Raw genomic sequence first — 16,499 nt, forward strand, 5'->3', positions numbered from 1 at the left:
CCGCAGATGACCACCCACCCCGCCGCCGCCCGCACCCCCCAGCAGGACCGCAGCCGCGCCACCCGGGCCCGGCTGCTGGCGGCGGCCGTCGACTGCCTCGCCGAACTCGGCTGGCACGGCTCCACGGTCGCCGTCGTCGCCGAACGGGCCGGCGTCTCCCGCGGCGCCGCCCAGCACCACTTCCCGACCCGCGAGGACCTCTTCACCGCAGCCGTCGAACACGTCACCGCCGAACGCCTCGCCGCCGTCCGCGCCCACGCGGACACACTGCCCCCCGCCGGCCCGGCCCGCACCGAAGCCGTCGTCGGCATGATCGTCCGCCTCTGCACCGGCCCCCTCTTCCGGGCCGCACTCCAGCTGTGGGTCGCCGCCGCCACCGACGAACCGCTGCGTGAACGGATCATCCGACTGGAAGAACACGTCGGACGCGAGGCCCACCGCGCCGCCGTCGAGTTCCTCGGCGCCGACGAAAGCCGACCCGGCGTACGCGAAACCGTGCAGGCCACCCTCGACCTCGCCCGCGGACTCGGCCTCGCCGATCTGCTCACCGACGACAGCCTCCGACGATCCGGAGTGATCCGGCAGTGGGCGAGCCTTCTGGAGAGTACGCTGCGCCCGGTAGGCCCATGACGCCCGTACACCTGCCCGACCGGTAACCCTCACCAAGGGGTCGCCGGGCGGTCGATGTCCGTGCAGTCTGGAGAAGAACCCCGGCCGCACGGACCACGAGGCCCGCCCGGCCGGGCACGAGCCGAACCGGGGTGCTGCCTGATCATGCGGAGAGACGAGTGGGACGCGACCGACGCGACCGACGCCACCGGCCCCCGAACGGGCGCCGCCCCCACACGCCTGGACGGCCACCGCCTCGTCCCCCTCGCCACCGCCCTGCTCCAGGACGACGGACTGATCCTGCACTGGAGTGAGGACGCCGAAGCACTGCTCGGCTGGACCGCCGAGGAGGCCGTCGGCAGCCACGCCGCCCAACTGCTCACCGACGACCGCGACCGCCCCGAGGTCCTCGAACTCTTCGCCCGGATCATGAGCGGCAAGGGCTGGACCGGCGTCTTCCCGGTCCGCCACCGCGACGGCCGCACCGTCGAGCTGGAGTTCCGCACCTACCCGATCGCCGGCCCCGGCGGCACCCTGCTACTGCTCGCCACCGCCTCCGACACCGCCGCCCTGCACCGCATCGAGGCCGACCTCGCCGTACTCGACGGCATCTTCGGCCAGTCCCCGATCGGCATGGCCGTCTACGACACCGAACTCCGCTACGTACGGCTCAACGAATCCCTGGCCCGGATGAACGGCGTACCCGTCGCCGCCCACCTCGGCCGCCGGATCAGCAGCGTCCTGCCCGGCATCAACAGCGCCGAAATAGAACACACCATGAAGCAGGTGCTCGCCACCGGCCGGCCCGTGGTCGACGCCCGCTCGCACGGCCGCGTCCCCGGCGACCCGCGCCGCGACCGCGCCTGGTCCGCCTCCTACTTCCGACTGGAGGACTCCACCGGCCGCGTCTTCGGCGTCTGCTCCTCCATCATCGACGTCACCGAACGCTTCCAGGCCGAGGCCCGCGCCTCCCGCGCCCAGGAACGCCTCGCCACCATCGCCGAAGCCACCGCCCGCATCGGCACCACCCTCGACCTCCAGCGCACCGCCGAGGAACTGATCGAGGCCGTCGTCCCCAGATTCGCCGACTTCGCCACCGTCGACCTGCTCGAAACCGTGCTCCGCGGCTCCGAACCCACACCCATCCCCGAGGACCGCGGCGTCCAACTACGCGCCGTCGCCGTCGGCGAATCCTACGAAACCGGGCTCGTGCACGCCGTCGACACCGTCGGCGAAGTCTCCGAGTACGCCCCCGAACGCAGCTACACCCAGTGCCTGCGCAGCGGCCGCCCACTACTGCGCTCCCACGTCGACGAGGAAGCACTGCGCAGCCTGGTCGCCAGCCCCGACCGGGTCGCCCCCGGACTCGCGGCCGGCATCCACTCCTATCTGATGCTCCCGGTCACCGCCCGGGGCATGGTCCTCGGCGGCGCCGAGTTCATCCGGATGCGCAACCCGGAACCGTTCACCGCCTCCGACGTCGCGCTCGCCGAGGAACTCGTCGCCCGCACCGCCCTCGCCATCGACAACGCCCGGCTCTACCGGCGCGAACGGGAAACCGCGCTCACCCTCCAGCGCAGCCTGCTGCCACAGGAGATCCACCGCACCCTCGGCCTCGAGATCGCCTACCGCTACCTGCCGTCCAGCGTCACCAGCGAAGTCGGCGGCGACTGGTTCGACGTCGTCCCGCTCTCCTGCGGCCGGGTCGCCCTGGTCGTCGGCGACGTCATGGGACACGGCATCAGAGCCGCCGCCACCATGGGACAGCTGCGCACCGTCGCCCGCACCCTCGCCACCCTCGACATGCCGCCCGAGCAGGTACTCACCCGCCTGGACGAGACCGCCTCCGGCATCGGCGAAGGCCAGTTCGCCACCTGCGTCTGCGCCGTCTACGACCCACTGGAGCGCACCCTCCAGATCGCCTCCGCCGGCCACCTGCCCCCGGTCTGGGTCGACCCGGACGGCACCCCCCGCCGGATCGAGACACCGCCCGGCGTACCGCTCGGCGTCGGCGGAGTGGCCTTCGAGTCGGTCCGGTTCGTCCTCCCCGAAGGCGGCATGGTCGCCCTCTACACCGACGGCCTGGTCGAACGGCGCGGCCAGGACCTCGACGAGGGCATCGACCTGCTCGCCCGCACCCTGTCCGGCCCCGGCCGGACCCTGGAGGAGAACTGCGACGCCGTGCTCGCCGCGCTGGTCAGCGGCGGCAGCGACGACGACATCGCCATGATCATGGCCCGGGTGCTGCCGCTGCCCGCCGACCGGATCGCCACCCTCCCGCTCACCGGCGGCGGCCGCCTGCCCGGCACGGCCCGCCGCTTCACCCGCGCCACACTCGCCGACTGGGGCCTGTCCGCACTCGCAGACTACGCCGAACTACTGGTCAGCGAACTGGTCACGAACGCCCTGCTGCACTCCGACGCCCCGCGCCGGCTGCGGCTCTTCCGCGACCGGGTGCTCACCGTCGAGGTCGCCGACACGGGCGGCCAGACGCCCCAGCTGCGCCCCTTCGCCGAACAGGACGAGGGCGGTCGCGGGATGTTCCTGGTCAGCGAACTCGCCCAGCGCTGGGGCAGCCGGCTGACCGGGGACGGCAAGGTGGTCTGGGCCGAACTGGAACTCCCCTTCGGCGCGGCCTGAGCCGGGGAACGGACGACGGCGCGGGCCGCCGCCGGGGGTACCGGGGGGCCCGCGCCGTCCATCGTTCGTCCGTCGTCAGTGCGCCGGGGCCCGGGCCGGCTCCGGCGCCGCGGGCGACTGCTCCGGACCGCTCGCGGCGGGCCGGTCGTCCAGCCCCCGCAGCAGTCGCCAGGCCAGCACCGCCGCACCCAGCAGCAGCGCGCCCGCCAGCATCCCGGCCACGTTGACGCCGTGGACGAAGGACGTCCTGGCGCTCTCCAGCAGCGGTCCGGCCAGGGTGTCCGGCAGCCCGTGGGCCGCCTCCACCGCGCCGCCCAGCGACTCACCGGCCTGCGTGGCCACCGCCGGGTCCGCCCCCGCGGGGACGGTCAGCCGGCCCGTGTACAGGGCGCCGACCACCGAGCCGACCAGGGCGATGCCCAGCGCGGTGCCCAGCTCGTAGGCGGTCTCGGAGACCGCCGACGCGGCGCCGGACCGGTCCGCGGGCGCGGCGCTCAGCACCAGGTCGGCGCCGAGCGTGTAGACCACGCCCTCGGCGGTGCCGACCAGCAGGAACGCGGCGGCCAGCAGCAGATAGGTGGAGTCCTGCTGGATCCAGCCGAGCATCCCGATGCCGATGCCCATGATCAGCAGACCGGCGGTCAGCGCCGTCCGGGCGCCGGTACGGCGCACCAGCCGGGCGGTGAGCAGACCGCCGACCACCGCGCCCGCGAAGGCGGGCAGCTCGGCCAGACCGGCCTTGAGCGGCGGGTAGCCGCGCACCAGCTGGAGGTACTGGGAGGTCACGAAGACCACGCCGGAGAGCCCGATCAGCGCGATCAGCGAGGCCAGCACGGCGGCCGTGAACCGGCGGTCCCGGAACAGCCGGACATCCAGCAGCGGGGTGTCCAGCCGCAGCTGGCGCCGGACGAACACGGTCAGCGCCACCGCGCCCAGCACGGCGGTGACCGGCACGTCCCAGCGCAGGACGCCGTGCGCGGCCGCTTCCTTGACCGCGTAGACCACGCCGATCACACCGGCGAGCGAGAGCAGCACGCTCAGCACGTCCCAGCGGCCGGGGTTCGGGTCCTTGGACTCGGGCAGCAGCCAGGCGCCGAACACGAGCAGCAGCACCAGCACCGGGATGTTCAGCAGGAAGACCGAACCCCACCAGAAGTGCTCCAGCAGCACCCCGCCGACCACCGGGCCGAGCGCGGCGCCGGCGGTCGCGGCGGCACCCCAGATGCCGATCGCGGTGGCCCGCTCGCGGTCGTCCGGGAAGAGGGTGCGGATCAGCGACAGGGTGGACGGCATGATCGTCGCCCCGGCCACGCCGAGCAGCGCGCGGGCCAGGATCAGCCAACCGGCGCTGGGCGCGTACGCGGCGAGCAGCGAGGCGGCGCCGAACGCGGTGGAGCCGATCAGCAGCAGGCGCTTGCGGCCGATCCGGTCGCTGAGCGAGCCCATCGAGACCAGCAGTCCGGCGAGCACGAAGGAGTAGGCGTCGCCGATCCACAGCAGCTGGGTGCCGCTGGGGCGCAGGGTCTCGCTGATCGAGGGGATGGCCAGGGAGAGGACGGTCGCGTCGACGGCGACCAGGGTGACGGCCAGGACGAGGACGGCGAGGCCGGTCCAGCGCTGGCGGGGCTGGAGGTGGACGGTGCTGCTCATGGGTATCGGTGTCCGGTTTCCGGTCCGGTATGCGGCAGGTGAGGGCGAACGTCAGGGGGTGGGGCGAGGGTGGAGCGCGGGATCAGAGCGGCCGCGGGGCGCGCAGCGCGCCGCCGAGGAAGAGCTCGGCGAGCGAGAAGGCGGCGTCGCGCGGGGCCAGCCGGCCGTCCTGGATCGCCCAGCCGATCCCGGCCACCAGGTCGAAGAAGGCTTCGCTGAGCCAGGCGGCGGAGAGCTCGACGCGGAACACGCCCTGCTGCTGCCCGCGCAGGAAGAGCGCGTGCATCCGGGCGATCTGCGACTCCCAGAGATCGTTGATCTCGTCGTTGTCGTAGAGGGTGCTCTCACCGGTCAGGAAGGCGCAGAGCGCGGCGTCCGGGACCAGCGCGTCGACCAGGCGGCGCAGCGCGGCGTGCGGGTCGCCCTCCTCGACGGCGGCATGGTCGAGTGCCGCGCCGAAGCGCTGGAGCCCCAGCAGGCCGACCTCGCGGATCAGCGCGTCCCGGCCCGGGAAGAGCCGGTGCAGGGTGGCGCGGCTGATGCCCGCGGCGCGGGCGATCTCGTCGAGATGGGCGGTCGGGCGGCGGGAGAGCACGCCGACGGCAGCTTCGAGAACGGAGTCACGATCGGTGGCCATGGGACGAGTGTACTCCGTATGAGACATGGATGTCTCAGATTTATTCTCAGTGGTTCATCCGAGCCACCGCTGTCCGATCCCTCGGGTGGTGGAGACGGACAGCGGGCAGCAAAAAACCGGGGACGGCGAGTGCCGTCCCCGGTCGGGGGCGCCGCGGTCCGCGCGGCCGCCGGTCAGCTCTGGTTGTAGAAGCCGGTCTCGTCGAGCGGGCGGTCGATGACCATCACCTCGACGTCCGCCGGGGTGAGCAGGAAGACCCGCCGGGCGATCCGCTCGATGCCGCCACGGGTGCCGAAGATCAGACCGGAGGCGAAGTCGACCATGCGCTTGGCCTCCGCCTCGTCCATCTCGGTGAGGTCCATGACGACCGGGATGCTCGCCCGGATGTGCTCGCCGACCGTGCGGGCCGCCTCGAACCCGGTCGGCCGCAGGGAGACGATCTTCGTCGGGGCGGGGGAGGACGACACCGTCTCCTGCTCGACCCACTCGTCGTCGTACACCGCGGCCGGGTAGTGCCCGGAGGGCATCAGCCACCCGTTGTGGTGCTCGTCGCGAAGTGCTCCCATGCCGCGCCTCCCTGCCTCTGTTCCGTACAGGTCCCCCGGTGCGCGTGTCCTTTTGACACGTCATCCACTCGTCGGAACTGTCCGAGTATCGCACTGATCACCGGTGTCGTGCCCGCTCGCGCGGTCCGTACGAGTCGCGCCGCGCCGGGGCCCCGGGCGGACCCGGGCACCAGTTGCGACGCGGGAGAACGGCGTACGGTTGCGCGCGTAGACCATATCGGTCGCGGTCACCGCGCAATTGACCTTCTGTCAACAACGAGGGAACGATTTCACACGGGACCGACAACAACCCCGGTCGGCCGAGCGGATCCGATGCCCCGCGCGCCCGCGTGTTGGATCGGACGCCCGGCGCTCAGTCAGCGACCGTGCGCCGCCGCCGGGCAGTGGCCCGTCCGACCTGGACCAGGGTCGCCAGTCCGAGCACTCCGAGGGCCCCGACGGAGAGCAGGAAACCGGTCGACCCGGGCTCGCGCGCGGTGGCCGCCGCCGAGACGTAGACCGCGGTGACCGGGATCACCCCGAGCGCGGTCGCCCCGATGAAGGAGCCGAACCGGACCCCGGAGACGGCGGCGCCGTAGTTGGCCGCCTGGAACGGCAGGCCGGGGAACAGCCGGAGCAGCAGGACGCTGCGGAAGCCCTGGTCGGTGAAGCGCCGGTCCAGCGCCACCAGCACGCGCCCGCGCAGCAGGCGGCGCAGCGCGTCCTGTCCCAGGCAGCGGGCGAGCCCGAAGGCGGCGGCAGCGCCGAGGGTGGTGCCCAGGACGGCGAGCAGCAGGCCCTCCTGCAGTCCGAGCAGCAGCCCGGCGGCGGCGTTCAGGGCGGGCCGGGGGAAGAACGCCACCGTGCCCACCGCGTACACCGCGGCGAACAGGGGTCCGCGCCAGTACCAGGGCATCCCGTGGGAGAGTCCGCCGTCGAGCAGGGCGGTGGGGCTCCACAGCAGCAGTGAGCCGGCCGCCGCGCCGAGGATCGCCACCAGCAGGGCGAAGCGGGGCCAGGGCGAGCGGGGCGGCCCGTCGGCCGGTGCCGCGCTGTCGAGAGGAGCCGGTCCGTGCTCCGGGGCGGGTCCGTCGGCCACGGCGGGTCCTTCGACCGGTGAGGATCCTTCGACCGGTGCGGATCCGTCCGCCGGTGCGGGGCCGGGCGGCGGCGGGGAGGTCACGGGTGCGGGCACCGTTCGAGCGTAACGGGGGCGCCCGCCCGCCCGGGACGCGGGTGGTCCCGGGCGGCCGGGCTGCCGGCAGGGCTACCAGCGGGGCTACCGGCAGGGCTCAGCCCCGGGCGGTGGGCACGGAGCCGTAGAACCACCACTGGTTGAGCCCGTAGGTCTGCGGCCACTGGATCACCGGGGTGCCGTCCGCGGGGGAGGCGCCCTGGACGTCCAGGTTGAGACCGCTGTTGACGTTGGTCAGGTTGTAGACGCCGGCGTGGTGGACGAGGGTCTGGGTCCACTTCTGGTTGGTCCCGCCGTTGCAGGGCCAGATGATGGCCTGCACGCCCCCGTCGGTACTGAACCGGGGGATGTCCAGGCACTTGCCGCTGGCCACGCTGACCAGTTCACCGGCCTCGGTCCAGTACCACTGCTGGTTGGTGCCGCCGTTGCAGGTCCACTGCTCGACGAGGGTGCCGGAGGCGGTGCTCTGCCCGGTGACGTCCAGGCACTTCTGGGTGTCGGAGGGGTTGGCGGTGATGACCGTCGTCGGAGCGGTCGCGGCGACGGCGGCGGTGGTGGCGGTGGTGGTGGCGGAGCCGCTCGGACGGGGGGAGTCGGTGTTGTCGGTGGGGCCGGCGGTCCGGGAGGTGGAGGTGGCCGTGGCGGTGGCCGGTGCCGCCAGGGTGGCGGCGAGGGAGAGGGTGAGGGCGCCGGCGGCGAGCGCGGCGGCGGAGCGAGGGCGGGTCATGGGGGTTCCCCTCGGTGGGTGGCTTCGAGGACGCGGTGCCGAGGTGGTCGACGGCCGGCGGCCCGAAGAGGTCGAACGCGATATGAGGCGCTACGCGATATGACGAAAGGTTAGGAGCCCGTCGGCCGATCCGGCCTCGGGCGCGCGGAGGCCGGGCACGCGGTGTGCGCGCCCGGCCAGGGTGCGGGTGGTGCCGGGATTCCCGCCCGGGTGGTGCCGGGGTCAGCCCGCGGGGGAGTTCGGCCCGGAGCCCCGGGTCACCGGCTCCCGCGCGGCCGGTTCGCCCACGACTGGTTCCCGCGTGCCCGGGCCGCCCGGCGCGGTGCTGCTCGGTGAGGCGTCCACCAGGACGGTGCCGCCGGGGGTCCCGCCCTCCGCCCGGCGCAGCGCGCCAGCGCTGAGCAGCAGGGCGAAGGTGAGCGCGGTGACCACCCCGAAGGACACGGTGAGCGAGGACGCCTGGGCCAGGCCGCCGACGATCGCGGGTGCGACCAGGCCCGAGGTGTAGGTGACGGTGGCGACCCCGGCGATGGACTGGCTGGGGTTGTCGCCGATCCGGCCCGCCGCCGCGAAGGCCAGCGGGACGACCGCCGCGACGCCGATCCCGATCAGCGCGAAGCCGGGGATCGCGAGCGCGGGCCGGTCCGCCACCACCACCAGCAGCCCGCCGGCCGTGGCGACGGCGCCGCTGAGCCGGGCCGCCCGCACGGCGCCCAGGCGGTGGATCACCGCGTCCCCGGCCAGCCGGCCGGCCGTCATGGTGAGCGCGAACGCCGTGTACGCCGCGCCCGCCACGGTGGGCGAGGCGCCGGTGACGTCGCGCAGGTAGACGCCGCTCCAGTCCATCGACGCGCCCTCCGCGAACACCGCGCAGAAGCCGACCAGCCCGATCACCAGCGAACTGCGCGGCGGCAGCGCGAACCGGGGCGGCTCCTCGGCCTGCTCGGGTGCCCGCGGATCGGGCAGGGCGGCGCAGACGGGCTGGGCGAGGGCCAGCAGCAGGACGGCCGCCACGGCGAGCTGCAGCCGCGGGTCGAAGGACTGGTGGGCCGCGAGGATGCCGACGCCGGCGGCCACCAGCCCGCCCGCGCTCCACATCCCGTGCAGACCGGACATGATCGAGCGGCCGAGCCGCTGCTCGATCTCCACGCCCTGGGCGTTCATCGCCACGTCGGACATGCCCGCCGTCGCCCCGTACGCCAGCAGGGCCAGGCAGAGCACCGGCAGCGAAGGTGCGAGCACGGGCAGGGCGACGCTCAGACAGCAGAGCGAGAGCAGGACGCGCACCGCGGCCCGCCCGCCCCAGCGGTGCACGAACCGACCGGCCAGCGGCATCGCGAGGGACGAGCCGATCGCCGGCATCACCAGGGCCAGTCCGAGCTGGCCTGCGGAGAGGTCGAGCTGCTGCTGGATCCAGGGGATCCGGCTGACGAAGGTGCCGCCGACGGCGCCGTGCACGGCGAAGACGAGGGCGACGGCGATCCGGGCCCGGTGGGCGGTGCCCGGCGGGCCCGGGGGTGGTGCTCCTGTGGTCGTGCTGGTGGTCATCCGGCTCTTCCCTCCCCACCGCGTGCCGCGCGGCGGTGCCCCGTGGGTGATGTCTCGATGGTCCTGCCGAAGGCGGCCCTTGTCAGCGGGGCGCCGTGTCCGCGGCGGTTGTGCCGGGCCGGTCGCTGGTCCGGAAGGCGTACCGGCCGACGGTTCGATAAATTATCAGGAAGGGACCCTGATAGAAAGACTCTGGAAAGATGTCCGGCCATGACCACCGCGCGCACGGCCACGCCGAGCACCGCCCGGGCGATCAACGACCGTCTGGCGCTCAATCTGCTGCTCGACCAAGGACCACTCACGGCGACCGAGCTGCGCGACCTCACCGGGCTCTCCCGCCCCACCGTCGCCGACCTGCTCGACCGGCTCGGCCGCAGCGGCCTGGTCGCCGTCGTCGGCGAACGCGGCGAACAGCGACGCGGCCCCAACGCCCGCCTCTACGCGCTGGTCGCCTCCCGCGCCCACCTCGCCGCCTTCGACGTCCGCTCCGGCGGGGTCTCCCTGGTCGTCGCCGACCTGGCCGGGCGGACCCTCGCCGCCGCCGAGCTCGTGGTCGAGGACCCCGGCGCCGACGCCGCCGCCCACCGCGCCGCCGCCGACCGGATCGTCCGCACCCTGCTCGACACCGCCCGCCGGGCCGAGGTCCCGCACCTGCACACCGTCGCCGTCGGCGCCCCCGGCCTCGTCGACCCCGCCACCGGCCGACTCAAGTCCACCGGCGACCTGCCCGCCTGGCACGCCGACCTCCTCGCCGCCCTGCGCGAGCTGCCCGGCACCGAGGTGATCCTGGAGAACGAGGTCAACCTCGCCGGGCGGGCCGAGTACCGGACCGGCGCCGCCCGGGGCCGGGACGACTTCGTCCTCGTCTGGCTCGGCCACAGCGTCGGCGCCGCCGTCGTCCTGGACGGCAAGCTGCGGCGGGGGGTGGGCGGCGGCGCCGGCGAGATCTGCTTCCTGCCCGTCCCCGGCACCACGGCGCTGCCCACCGCCACCGGTTGCGAGGGCGGTTTCCACGGCCTGGCCGGCAGCGCGGCCGTCTGTGCGCTGGCCCGCGCCCACGGCCTGCCCGCGGACCCCGCCGACGACGCGGCCGCCGCCGAGGCCGCCGTCCGCGCCGCCCTGGACGCGCTTGACGCGCTCGGCGACGGAGGACCCGGCGGGCCCTTCCTGGATGAGCTGGCCGAGCGGATCGCGCTCGGCGCCTCGGCGATCTGCGTCGTCCTCGACCCCGGCTGCGTCGTCCTCGGCGGCGAGGTCGGCCGGGCCGGCGGCACCGAACTCGCCTCCCGGGTGGAACGGCGGCTGGCCGGGCTCTCGCCGGTGCGCACCGAGGTCCGGGCGGGCGAGGCGGGCGGCGGCGCGGTCCTCGGCGGCGCGGTCCTCACCGCCGGTGACGCCGTCCGGCGTGACTTGTTCGGTGAGCTGTAGGGGGGTCCGGGCGGGGCCGCGTTGACGAAACTTTGCAAAGTGCTTCCGGGGCCGCCGGGCCACCGGGGCGCCACAAAGTGCCGCTGAGCTGGGCTGATGAAACTTTGCAAAGTGCCTTGGGGCAGGGATGACGAGACTTTGCAAAGTGTTTCCGCGCGGGGCCGACAGGCTTTGCAAAGTGCTTCTGCGTGAGGTCGACCGGACTTTGCAAAGTGGCTCGGGGGCGGGGCCCGGAGGGGCTGCCGTCGAGGAGGGGCCGGGCTTCACGGGGTGGGCGCCCGGTGCGGCAGGATGGGCGGCGGGCCGGGGCCGTCCGACCGGCGGTCGGCCCGATCAGCGGTCCGCCCGTCGGGCAGTGCGCTTGTCGGGCCGCGCGCCCGCCGGACCGTCCGAACCACCGTCAGGAGTCGCAAGCATGGGCCAACCAGGGGCACCGGCCAACCCGTACCGGATCGGCGAGGCCGCCGCGCTGCTCGGCGTGAGCGCCGACACCATGCGCCGCTGGGTGGACGCCGGCCGGGTCGTCGCCGAGCGCGACGAGCACGGCCACCGGATCATCGCGGGCGCCCGACTGGCCGCGTTCGCGCGTGAGCTGGCCCGCCCGGAGACCGCCGCGGCCGAGGGCCGGCCCTCCTCGGCCCGCAACCGCTTCCCCGGCATCGTCACCGCGGTGGTGCTCGGGGACGTCGCCGCCCAGGTGGAGATCCAGGCCGGGCCGTTCCGGGTGGTGTCGCTGATCAGCCGGGAGTCGGCGGAGGAACTGGAGTTGGTGCCCGGTGCACCCGCGACGGCTGTCATCAAATCGACCAATGTGATGATCGAGCGACGATGATCGACTGAGCCCCGAGCGATCGAGCCCGAGCGACCGGCCCGAGCCACTGAGCCCCGAGCCACCGAGCCCGACCGCCCGGGGCAGTGCCCGAGGCCGCGCTCGCCGACGAGAGGACCCCGCCCGATGCCCCACCCCCCGCTGCCGTCCACCCAGAGTGCCGTCCTCGCGATCGAGACGACGGCCGCCCGGCACGGCCGCGTGGTGAGCACCAGCCACGACATCGGCCGGGACCGGACCTTCGCCGGGCTGGTCGGCGCCGACGGCGCGGGCGCGGGCACGGACGAACTCGCCGCGATACCGCACGAGGCGCTGGTCGAGATCACCGGTCCGCCCGAGGTCACCGTCCGGCTCTTCGTCCACGACGAGGCCCTGGTCACCGTGGAGCACGTGCCGTTCGACGTCCCCCGCGACAGTGTCCCGGCCTTCCTGAACTCCCTCTGGACCGGCCTGGTCCACCTCGAGCAGCGCGTCTTCCCGCCCTCCTGCACCATGATCGTCACCGTGCCGGGCGAGCAGAGCTACCGCGAGTCCGTCACCGCGCTCAACCTGACGCCCTGGCTCGCCAGGAGAACCCGCTGACCGGACGTCCGCAGCCGCCCCGCCCGCCGATGGCCCACCGACGAGCTCACCGCCCCGCCCACCGACGAGCCGAACGATGAACGGACCGATGACCGCTTCCGCCGCCCGCCGCCCCGTGCTCGCCGTCGCCCACCGCGGCGACCCCTACCGCCACCGCGAGAACACCCTCCCCTCCATCGAGTCTGCGTTCGCCGCCGGCGCCGACGCCGTCGAGGTGGACGTCCAGCTGACCCGCGACCGGGTCCCGGTCCTGCTGCACGACGAAACCCTCGAACGGCTCTGGGACGACCCGCGCCCGCTCGCCCGGCTCACCGCCGAGCAGCTCGACGGGATCGGCGGCGGCCGGTACCGCGTCCCCACCCTCGCCGAGGCGCTCAAGACCGCCGCGGCCACCCCCGGCGGCCGGCTGCTCATCGACCTCGACGACACCGGCCCGGTCGCCGCCACCTGGGAGGTCGTCGTCGGCCTCGGCGCCGAGCGGCGGGTGGGCTTCTGCGGCTCGGCCACCGCCATGCTGGCCGTCCGGGCACTCGCCCCCGAGGCCGAGATCGCCGTCACCTGGAAGCAGCCCCGGCTGCCCGCCCGCGCCCTGCTCGACGATCTGCGCCCGCGCTACATCAACCCGCCGTTCGGCCTCGCCACCCCCGAGTTCACCGCCGCCGCGCACCGGGCCGGACTGGAGGTCTCCACCTGGACCGCCGACCTGCGCCGCACCATGCGCAAGCTGGGCGCGGCCGGCGTCGACTCGATCACCAGCAACCGGATCACCCTGCTGCGCGCCGTCCTGGACGGCCGCCGGTGAGCGCGCGGGAGCAAGCCGGCGGTGCGGCGGCCGAAGGCGGAGTGCTGGGGCGGCGGGCGCTCGGACGGGCCCTGCTGGCCCGGCAGCACCTGCTGGAGCGGACCACCGCCACCCCGGCCGCCATGATCGGACACCTCGGCGGCCTCCAGGCCCAGGCCGTCCCGCAGCCGCCCTACCTCGGCCTGCTCTCCCGCCTCGACGGCTTCGCCCCCGGGGCGCTCACCGAGCTGATCGAGAGCCGCCGGGCCGTGAGGATCGCCCTCCAGCGCGGCACCATCCACCTGGTCACCGCCGAGGACTGCCTGACCCTGCGTCCGCTGCTCCAACCGGTGCTCGACAAGGCCCTGCGCACCACCTTCGGCAAGTGGCTGGTCGGCCTCGACCTCGACGCGCTCGCCGCCGAGGCCCGCGCCCTGGTCGAGGAGCAGCCGCGCACCTTCCAACTGCTCGGCACCGAACTCGCCGCCACCCGCCCCGACCGCGACCCGGCCGCGCTCGCCCAGGCCGTACGGGCCCTGCTCCCGCTGGTGCAGGTCCCGCCGCGCGGTCTCTGGGGCCGGAGCGGACCCGCCGCCCACACCACCGCCGAAGCCTGGCTGGGCCGGCCGCTCGACCCCGGGCCCTCGCTCGACGACCTCGCCCTGCGCTACCTCGCGGCCTTCGGCCCGGCCACCGCCGCCGACCTGCAGAAGTGGTGCGGCCTCAGCGGGCTCGCCCCGGTCCTCAAGCGGCTCGCCCCCCGCCTGGTCACCTTCCGCGACGAACACGGCCGGCTGCTCCACGACCTGCCCGAGGCGCCCCGGCCCGATCCGGACACCCCGGCCCCGGTCCGGCTGCTCGCCCCGTTCGACAACCTGCTGCTGTCGCACGCCGACCGCACCCGGGTGCTGCCCGAGGAGTACCGGCCCCGGGTGATGACCCAGAACGGCCTGGTGCTCGGCACCCTGCTGCTGGACGGCCTGGTCGCCGGCAGCTGGCGGCTGGTCGAGGAGCGCTCCGGCGCCCGGTCGCTGACGGTCCGCCCGTTCGGCCCGCCGCTGGACCCGTCCGACCGGCGGGCCGCCGTGGCCGAGGCCGAACGGGTGCTCGCCTTCGCGGGCGGCGACGGCGAGGTCCGCTTCGAGGCCGCCGGGTAGCGCCGGGCGCACCGGATGGCGCCGGGCAGCGCCGGGCAGCGCCGGGCAGCACCGGGAAGCACCGGGAAACGCCGGGCAGCACCGGATAGCGCTGGTGTCCGGTACCCGGACGGCCGTTCGTGGTGGGGTGACTCATTGGGGTGGTCCGACGGCGAGTGCGCTGTGCCCGCACCGGTGGGCTGGCTTCAATCGGTCCAGCCCCCGGCGGCGGTCGCACAACGCGCGTCCGATCTGATCATCTGTTGGGATGGGTGCACGCCTGGGCCGATCGCCCGACCGGGCGGAAGGCGGACGACGGGAGGAACGGATGCCGGGGGAGAACCCACCCGAGCCGAGGCCGGTCGACCACCGCCGCCCCTACCTCATGCTGCCGCCCCCGCTCCGGGCGGCCGCCGCCTGGTCCGCGGCGGTCGTGCTGCTCATCACCGTCGCCTCGCTGGCCGTCTTCGCCCTCGTCGAACTGCGGTCCGCGACCGTGCCGGTCATCCTGGCGCTGCTCGGCACCTCGCTGCTCTACCCGGTGATGCCGTGGATGGTCCGGCGCGGGTTCAGCCGCTCGGTCGCCGCCGGGCTGACCTGCGCCGTGCTGGTCGCCGCCGTCGGCGGGGTGATCGCCCTGCTCGTCAACTCGCTGGTGCACAGCGCCCCGCAGATCGCCCACGCGCTCCCGGAGGCGGGCGACCGGATCGCCGACTGGCTCGGACCCGTCGGCGAGAAGATCCGGCACGCACTGGCCAACGCCCAGGGCGAGACCAACTCGCTCGTCTCGACCGTCACCGACGGCGTGCTCTCCGGTCTCGGCCTGGCCACCCAGATCGCCACCGGCGGCGTGCTGGCCCTCGCCCTGGTCTTCTTCTTCCTCCGCGACGGCCACCGCACCGGCGAGGTCGTCCGCGCGTACCTGCCCGCCGGCAGCGCGGAGACCGTCGTCCTGTGCGCCGAGCGGGCCTTCGACGCGATGGCCGGCTTCATGCGCGGCACCACCCTGATCGCCCTGATCGACGCCCTCTTCATCACCGTCGGCCTGCTCGTCCTCGGGGTCCCCGGCGCGCCCGGGCTCGGTGCGCTGGTCTTCATGGGCGCCTACATCCCGTTCGTCGGGGCCTTCCTCTCCGGCGCGGTCGCCGTCCTGGTCGCCCTCGCCGACGGCGGCCTCGGCACGGCCCTGTGGGCGCTCGGCATCGTCGTCGCCGTCCAGGCCGTCGAGGGCAACGTCCTCCAGCCGCTGATCCAGAGCCGCACGGTGGAACTCCACCCGGGCACCATCATGGTCGCCGTGGTGGCGGGCGCGGGGATCGCCGGCATCATCGGCGCCCTGCTGGCCGTGCCGGTCTGCGCCGCCGGGCTCGGCGTCGTCTCCGTGCTGCGCGGCGGTCCCGGGCGGGGCCGCCGCGGCGAGCGGGACGGCGGGGTCGTCGCGGCAGGTCCGACCGCAGGCCCGACGGCCGGTCCGGTCGCCGGGGGGCGTCAGGAGTAGGACAGCGGGCGGCCACGCCGCAGCGTGTACTCGGCGGCGCGCAGGAACAGCGCGGCGTGGAAGGCGATGTCCAGGTCCTCCGTCCAGCGCCCCGGGGAGGCGGCGGCAGCGGCGGCGGCGTGGTCCTCGAACCAGCAGTTGAGTTCCAGGTTGTCGCAGTGCTCGGGTATCCCGGGCGGCAGCGCGAGCAGTTCGGCCAGCCCCCGGGCGGCGGCGAGCGCCCGGGGCGCGTCGCCGACCGCCGTCATGTCGTTGTAGGAGCACGCCACCGGCAGCAGCACCGGCGCCTCCAGCTCCACCGGGAGCAGCACGTCCCAGCCGAGCAGGGCTTCCACCGTGCCGTCGCCCAGCTCGCGGCAGAACGCCTCGAACCCGCTGATCGGCCGGTTCAGCTTCGCCTCGAAGTGCCGCCCGGAACCGGCCCGGAACTCCGTCGTCGGCGGGCAGACGAACGGCGGCAGTCCCCGCCCGGTCAGGACCGCGTCGAGCTCCTGGGCGACCGGCCCGAGGACTTCCTCGTCGAGCCAGTCGTCGGCCTCGACACTCACCAGATAGATGCCCATGCCGAGGACGGTAGGCCACCCCACTGACAATCGGCGGCGAGCGGTGGTTTGCCCCCGCCGGGGCGGGTGGGGGAGAGTGCTTCGGGCACGGTTTTGTTGTCGAAGTGTCAAGAGAGCGGGGTGGGGCGACC

15 protein-coding genes are annotated in these 16,499 nt (G+C 74.5%); 8 read left to right on the forward strand and 7 right to left on the reverse strand.

The window, feature by feature from the left end; genetic code table 11:
- Positions 1–6 precede the first annotated feature (6 nt).
- Positions 7–630, forward strand: a complete 624-nt coding sequence (locus tag SM793_RS21030) for a TetR/AcrR family transcriptional regulator (RefSeq protein WP_320439779.1) — start codon at positions 7–9, stop codon at positions 628–630.
- 144 nt (positions 631–774) lie between these two features.
- A complete protein-coding gene (locus SM793_RS21035) occupies positions 775–3,249 on the forward strand; it encodes a SpoIIE family protein phosphatase (protein WP_320439780.1) in 2,475 nt (824 codons plus the stop codon).
- A 75-nt stretch (positions 3,250–3,324) separates the two neighbouring features.
- Here SM793_RS21035 and SM793_RS21040 read toward each other — a convergent pair whose 3' ends face one another.
- From SM793_RS21040 to SM793_RS21065, 6 genes are all read right to left on the reverse strand, one after another.
- On the reverse strand, positions 3,325–4,899 hold the full coding sequence (locus SM793_RS21040) for an MFS transporter (RefSeq protein WP_320439781.1): 1,575 nt from the start codon (positions 4,897–4,899) through the stop codon (positions 3,325–3,327).
- A gap of 82 nt (positions 4,900–4,981) precedes the next feature.
- Entirely contained in the window at positions 4,982–5,536 is a 555-nt protein-coding gene (locus SM793_RS21045) for a helix-turn-helix domain-containing protein (protein ID WP_320439782.1), read from the reverse strand.
- Positions 5,537–5,709: 173 nt separating this feature from the next.
- Positions 5,710–6,102 (reverse strand): cell division protein SepF, encoded by a 393-nt coding sequence (locus tag SM793_RS21050; protein ID WP_320439783.1) that lies wholly within the window; start codon positions 6,100–6,102, stop codon positions 5,710–5,712.
- A 352-nt stretch (positions 6,103–6,454) separates the two neighbouring features.
- The gene (locus SM793_RS21055; RefSeq protein ID WP_320439784.1) at positions 6,455–7,180 is read right to left on the reverse strand and encodes a TVP38/TMEM64 family protein; all 726 of its coding nucleotides are present in this window, start codon (positions 7,178–7,180) and stop codon (positions 6,455–6,457) included.
- Between the two features lie 193 nt (positions 7,181–7,373).
- Complete coding sequence (locus SM793_RS21060; protein WP_320439785.1) at positions 7,374–8,003, reverse strand: RICIN domain-containing protein; 630 nt, start codon at positions 8,001–8,003, stop codon at positions 7,374–7,376.
- Positions 8,004–8,225: 222 nt separating this feature from the next.
- A complete protein-coding gene (locus SM793_RS21065) occupies positions 8,226–9,551 on the reverse strand; it encodes an MFS transporter (protein ID WP_320439786.1) in 1,326 nt (441 codons plus the stop codon).
- A 210-nt stretch (positions 9,552–9,761) separates the two neighbouring features.
- Here SM793_RS21065 and SM793_RS21070 point away from each other — a divergent pair, with 210 nt between their 5' ends.
- The 6 genes from SM793_RS21070 (at position 9,762) to SM793_RS21095 (ending at position 15,805) form a co-directional block, all read left to right on the forward strand.
- On the forward strand, positions 9,762–10,979 hold the full coding sequence (locus tag SM793_RS21070; RefSeq protein ID WP_320439787.1) for an ROK family transcriptional regulator: 1,218 nt from the start codon (positions 9,762–9,764) through the stop codon (positions 10,977–10,979).
- 415 nt (positions 10,980–11,394) lie between these two features.
- Positions 11,395–11,811, forward strand: a complete 417-nt coding sequence (locus SM793_RS21075; protein ID WP_320439788.1) for a TOBE domain-containing protein — start codon at positions 11,395–11,397, stop codon at positions 11,809–11,811.
- A gap of 123 nt (positions 11,812–11,934) precedes the next feature.
- On the forward strand, positions 11,935–12,390 hold the full coding sequence (locus SM793_RS21080) for a hypothetical protein (protein ID WP_320439789.1): 456 nt from the start codon (positions 11,935–11,937) through the stop codon (positions 12,388–12,390).
- Between the two features lie 88 nt (positions 12,391–12,478).
- Positions 12,479–13,192, forward strand: coding sequence for a glycerophosphodiester phosphodiesterase (locus SM793_RS21085; protein ID WP_320439790.1), 714 nt, complete (start codon positions 12,479–12,481; stop codon positions 13,190–13,192).
- Positions 13,189–14,328, forward strand: coding sequence for a winged helix DNA-binding domain-containing protein (locus tag SM793_RS21090; protein WP_320439791.1), 1,140 nt, complete (start codon positions 13,189–13,191; stop codon positions 14,326–14,328). The genes SM793_RS21085 and SM793_RS21090 overlap by 4 nt, the downstream gene beginning before the upstream one ends.
- Positions 14,329–14,635: 307 nt before the next feature.
- A complete protein-coding gene (locus tag SM793_RS21095) occupies positions 14,636–15,805 on the forward strand; it encodes an AI-2E family transporter (RefSeq protein ID WP_320439792.1) in 1,170 nt (389 codons plus the stop codon).
- Here the strand turns inward: SM793_RS21095 and SM793_RS21100 are convergent.
- The gene (locus SM793_RS21100) at positions 15,796–16,368 is read right to left on the reverse strand and encodes a hypothetical protein (protein ID WP_320439793.1); all 573 of its coding nucleotides are present in this window, start codon (positions 16,366–16,368) and stop codon (positions 15,796–15,798) included. The genes SM793_RS21095 and SM793_RS21100 overlap by 10 nt on opposite strands.
- Positions 16,369–16,499: the final 131 nt, after the last annotated feature.

It is taken from the genome of Kitasatospora purpeofusca (assembly GCF_034043715.1).
GTDB classification, from domain to species: Bacteria; Actinomycetota; Actinomycetes; order Streptomycetales; family Streptomycetaceae; genus Kitasatospora; species Kitasatospora purpeofusca_A.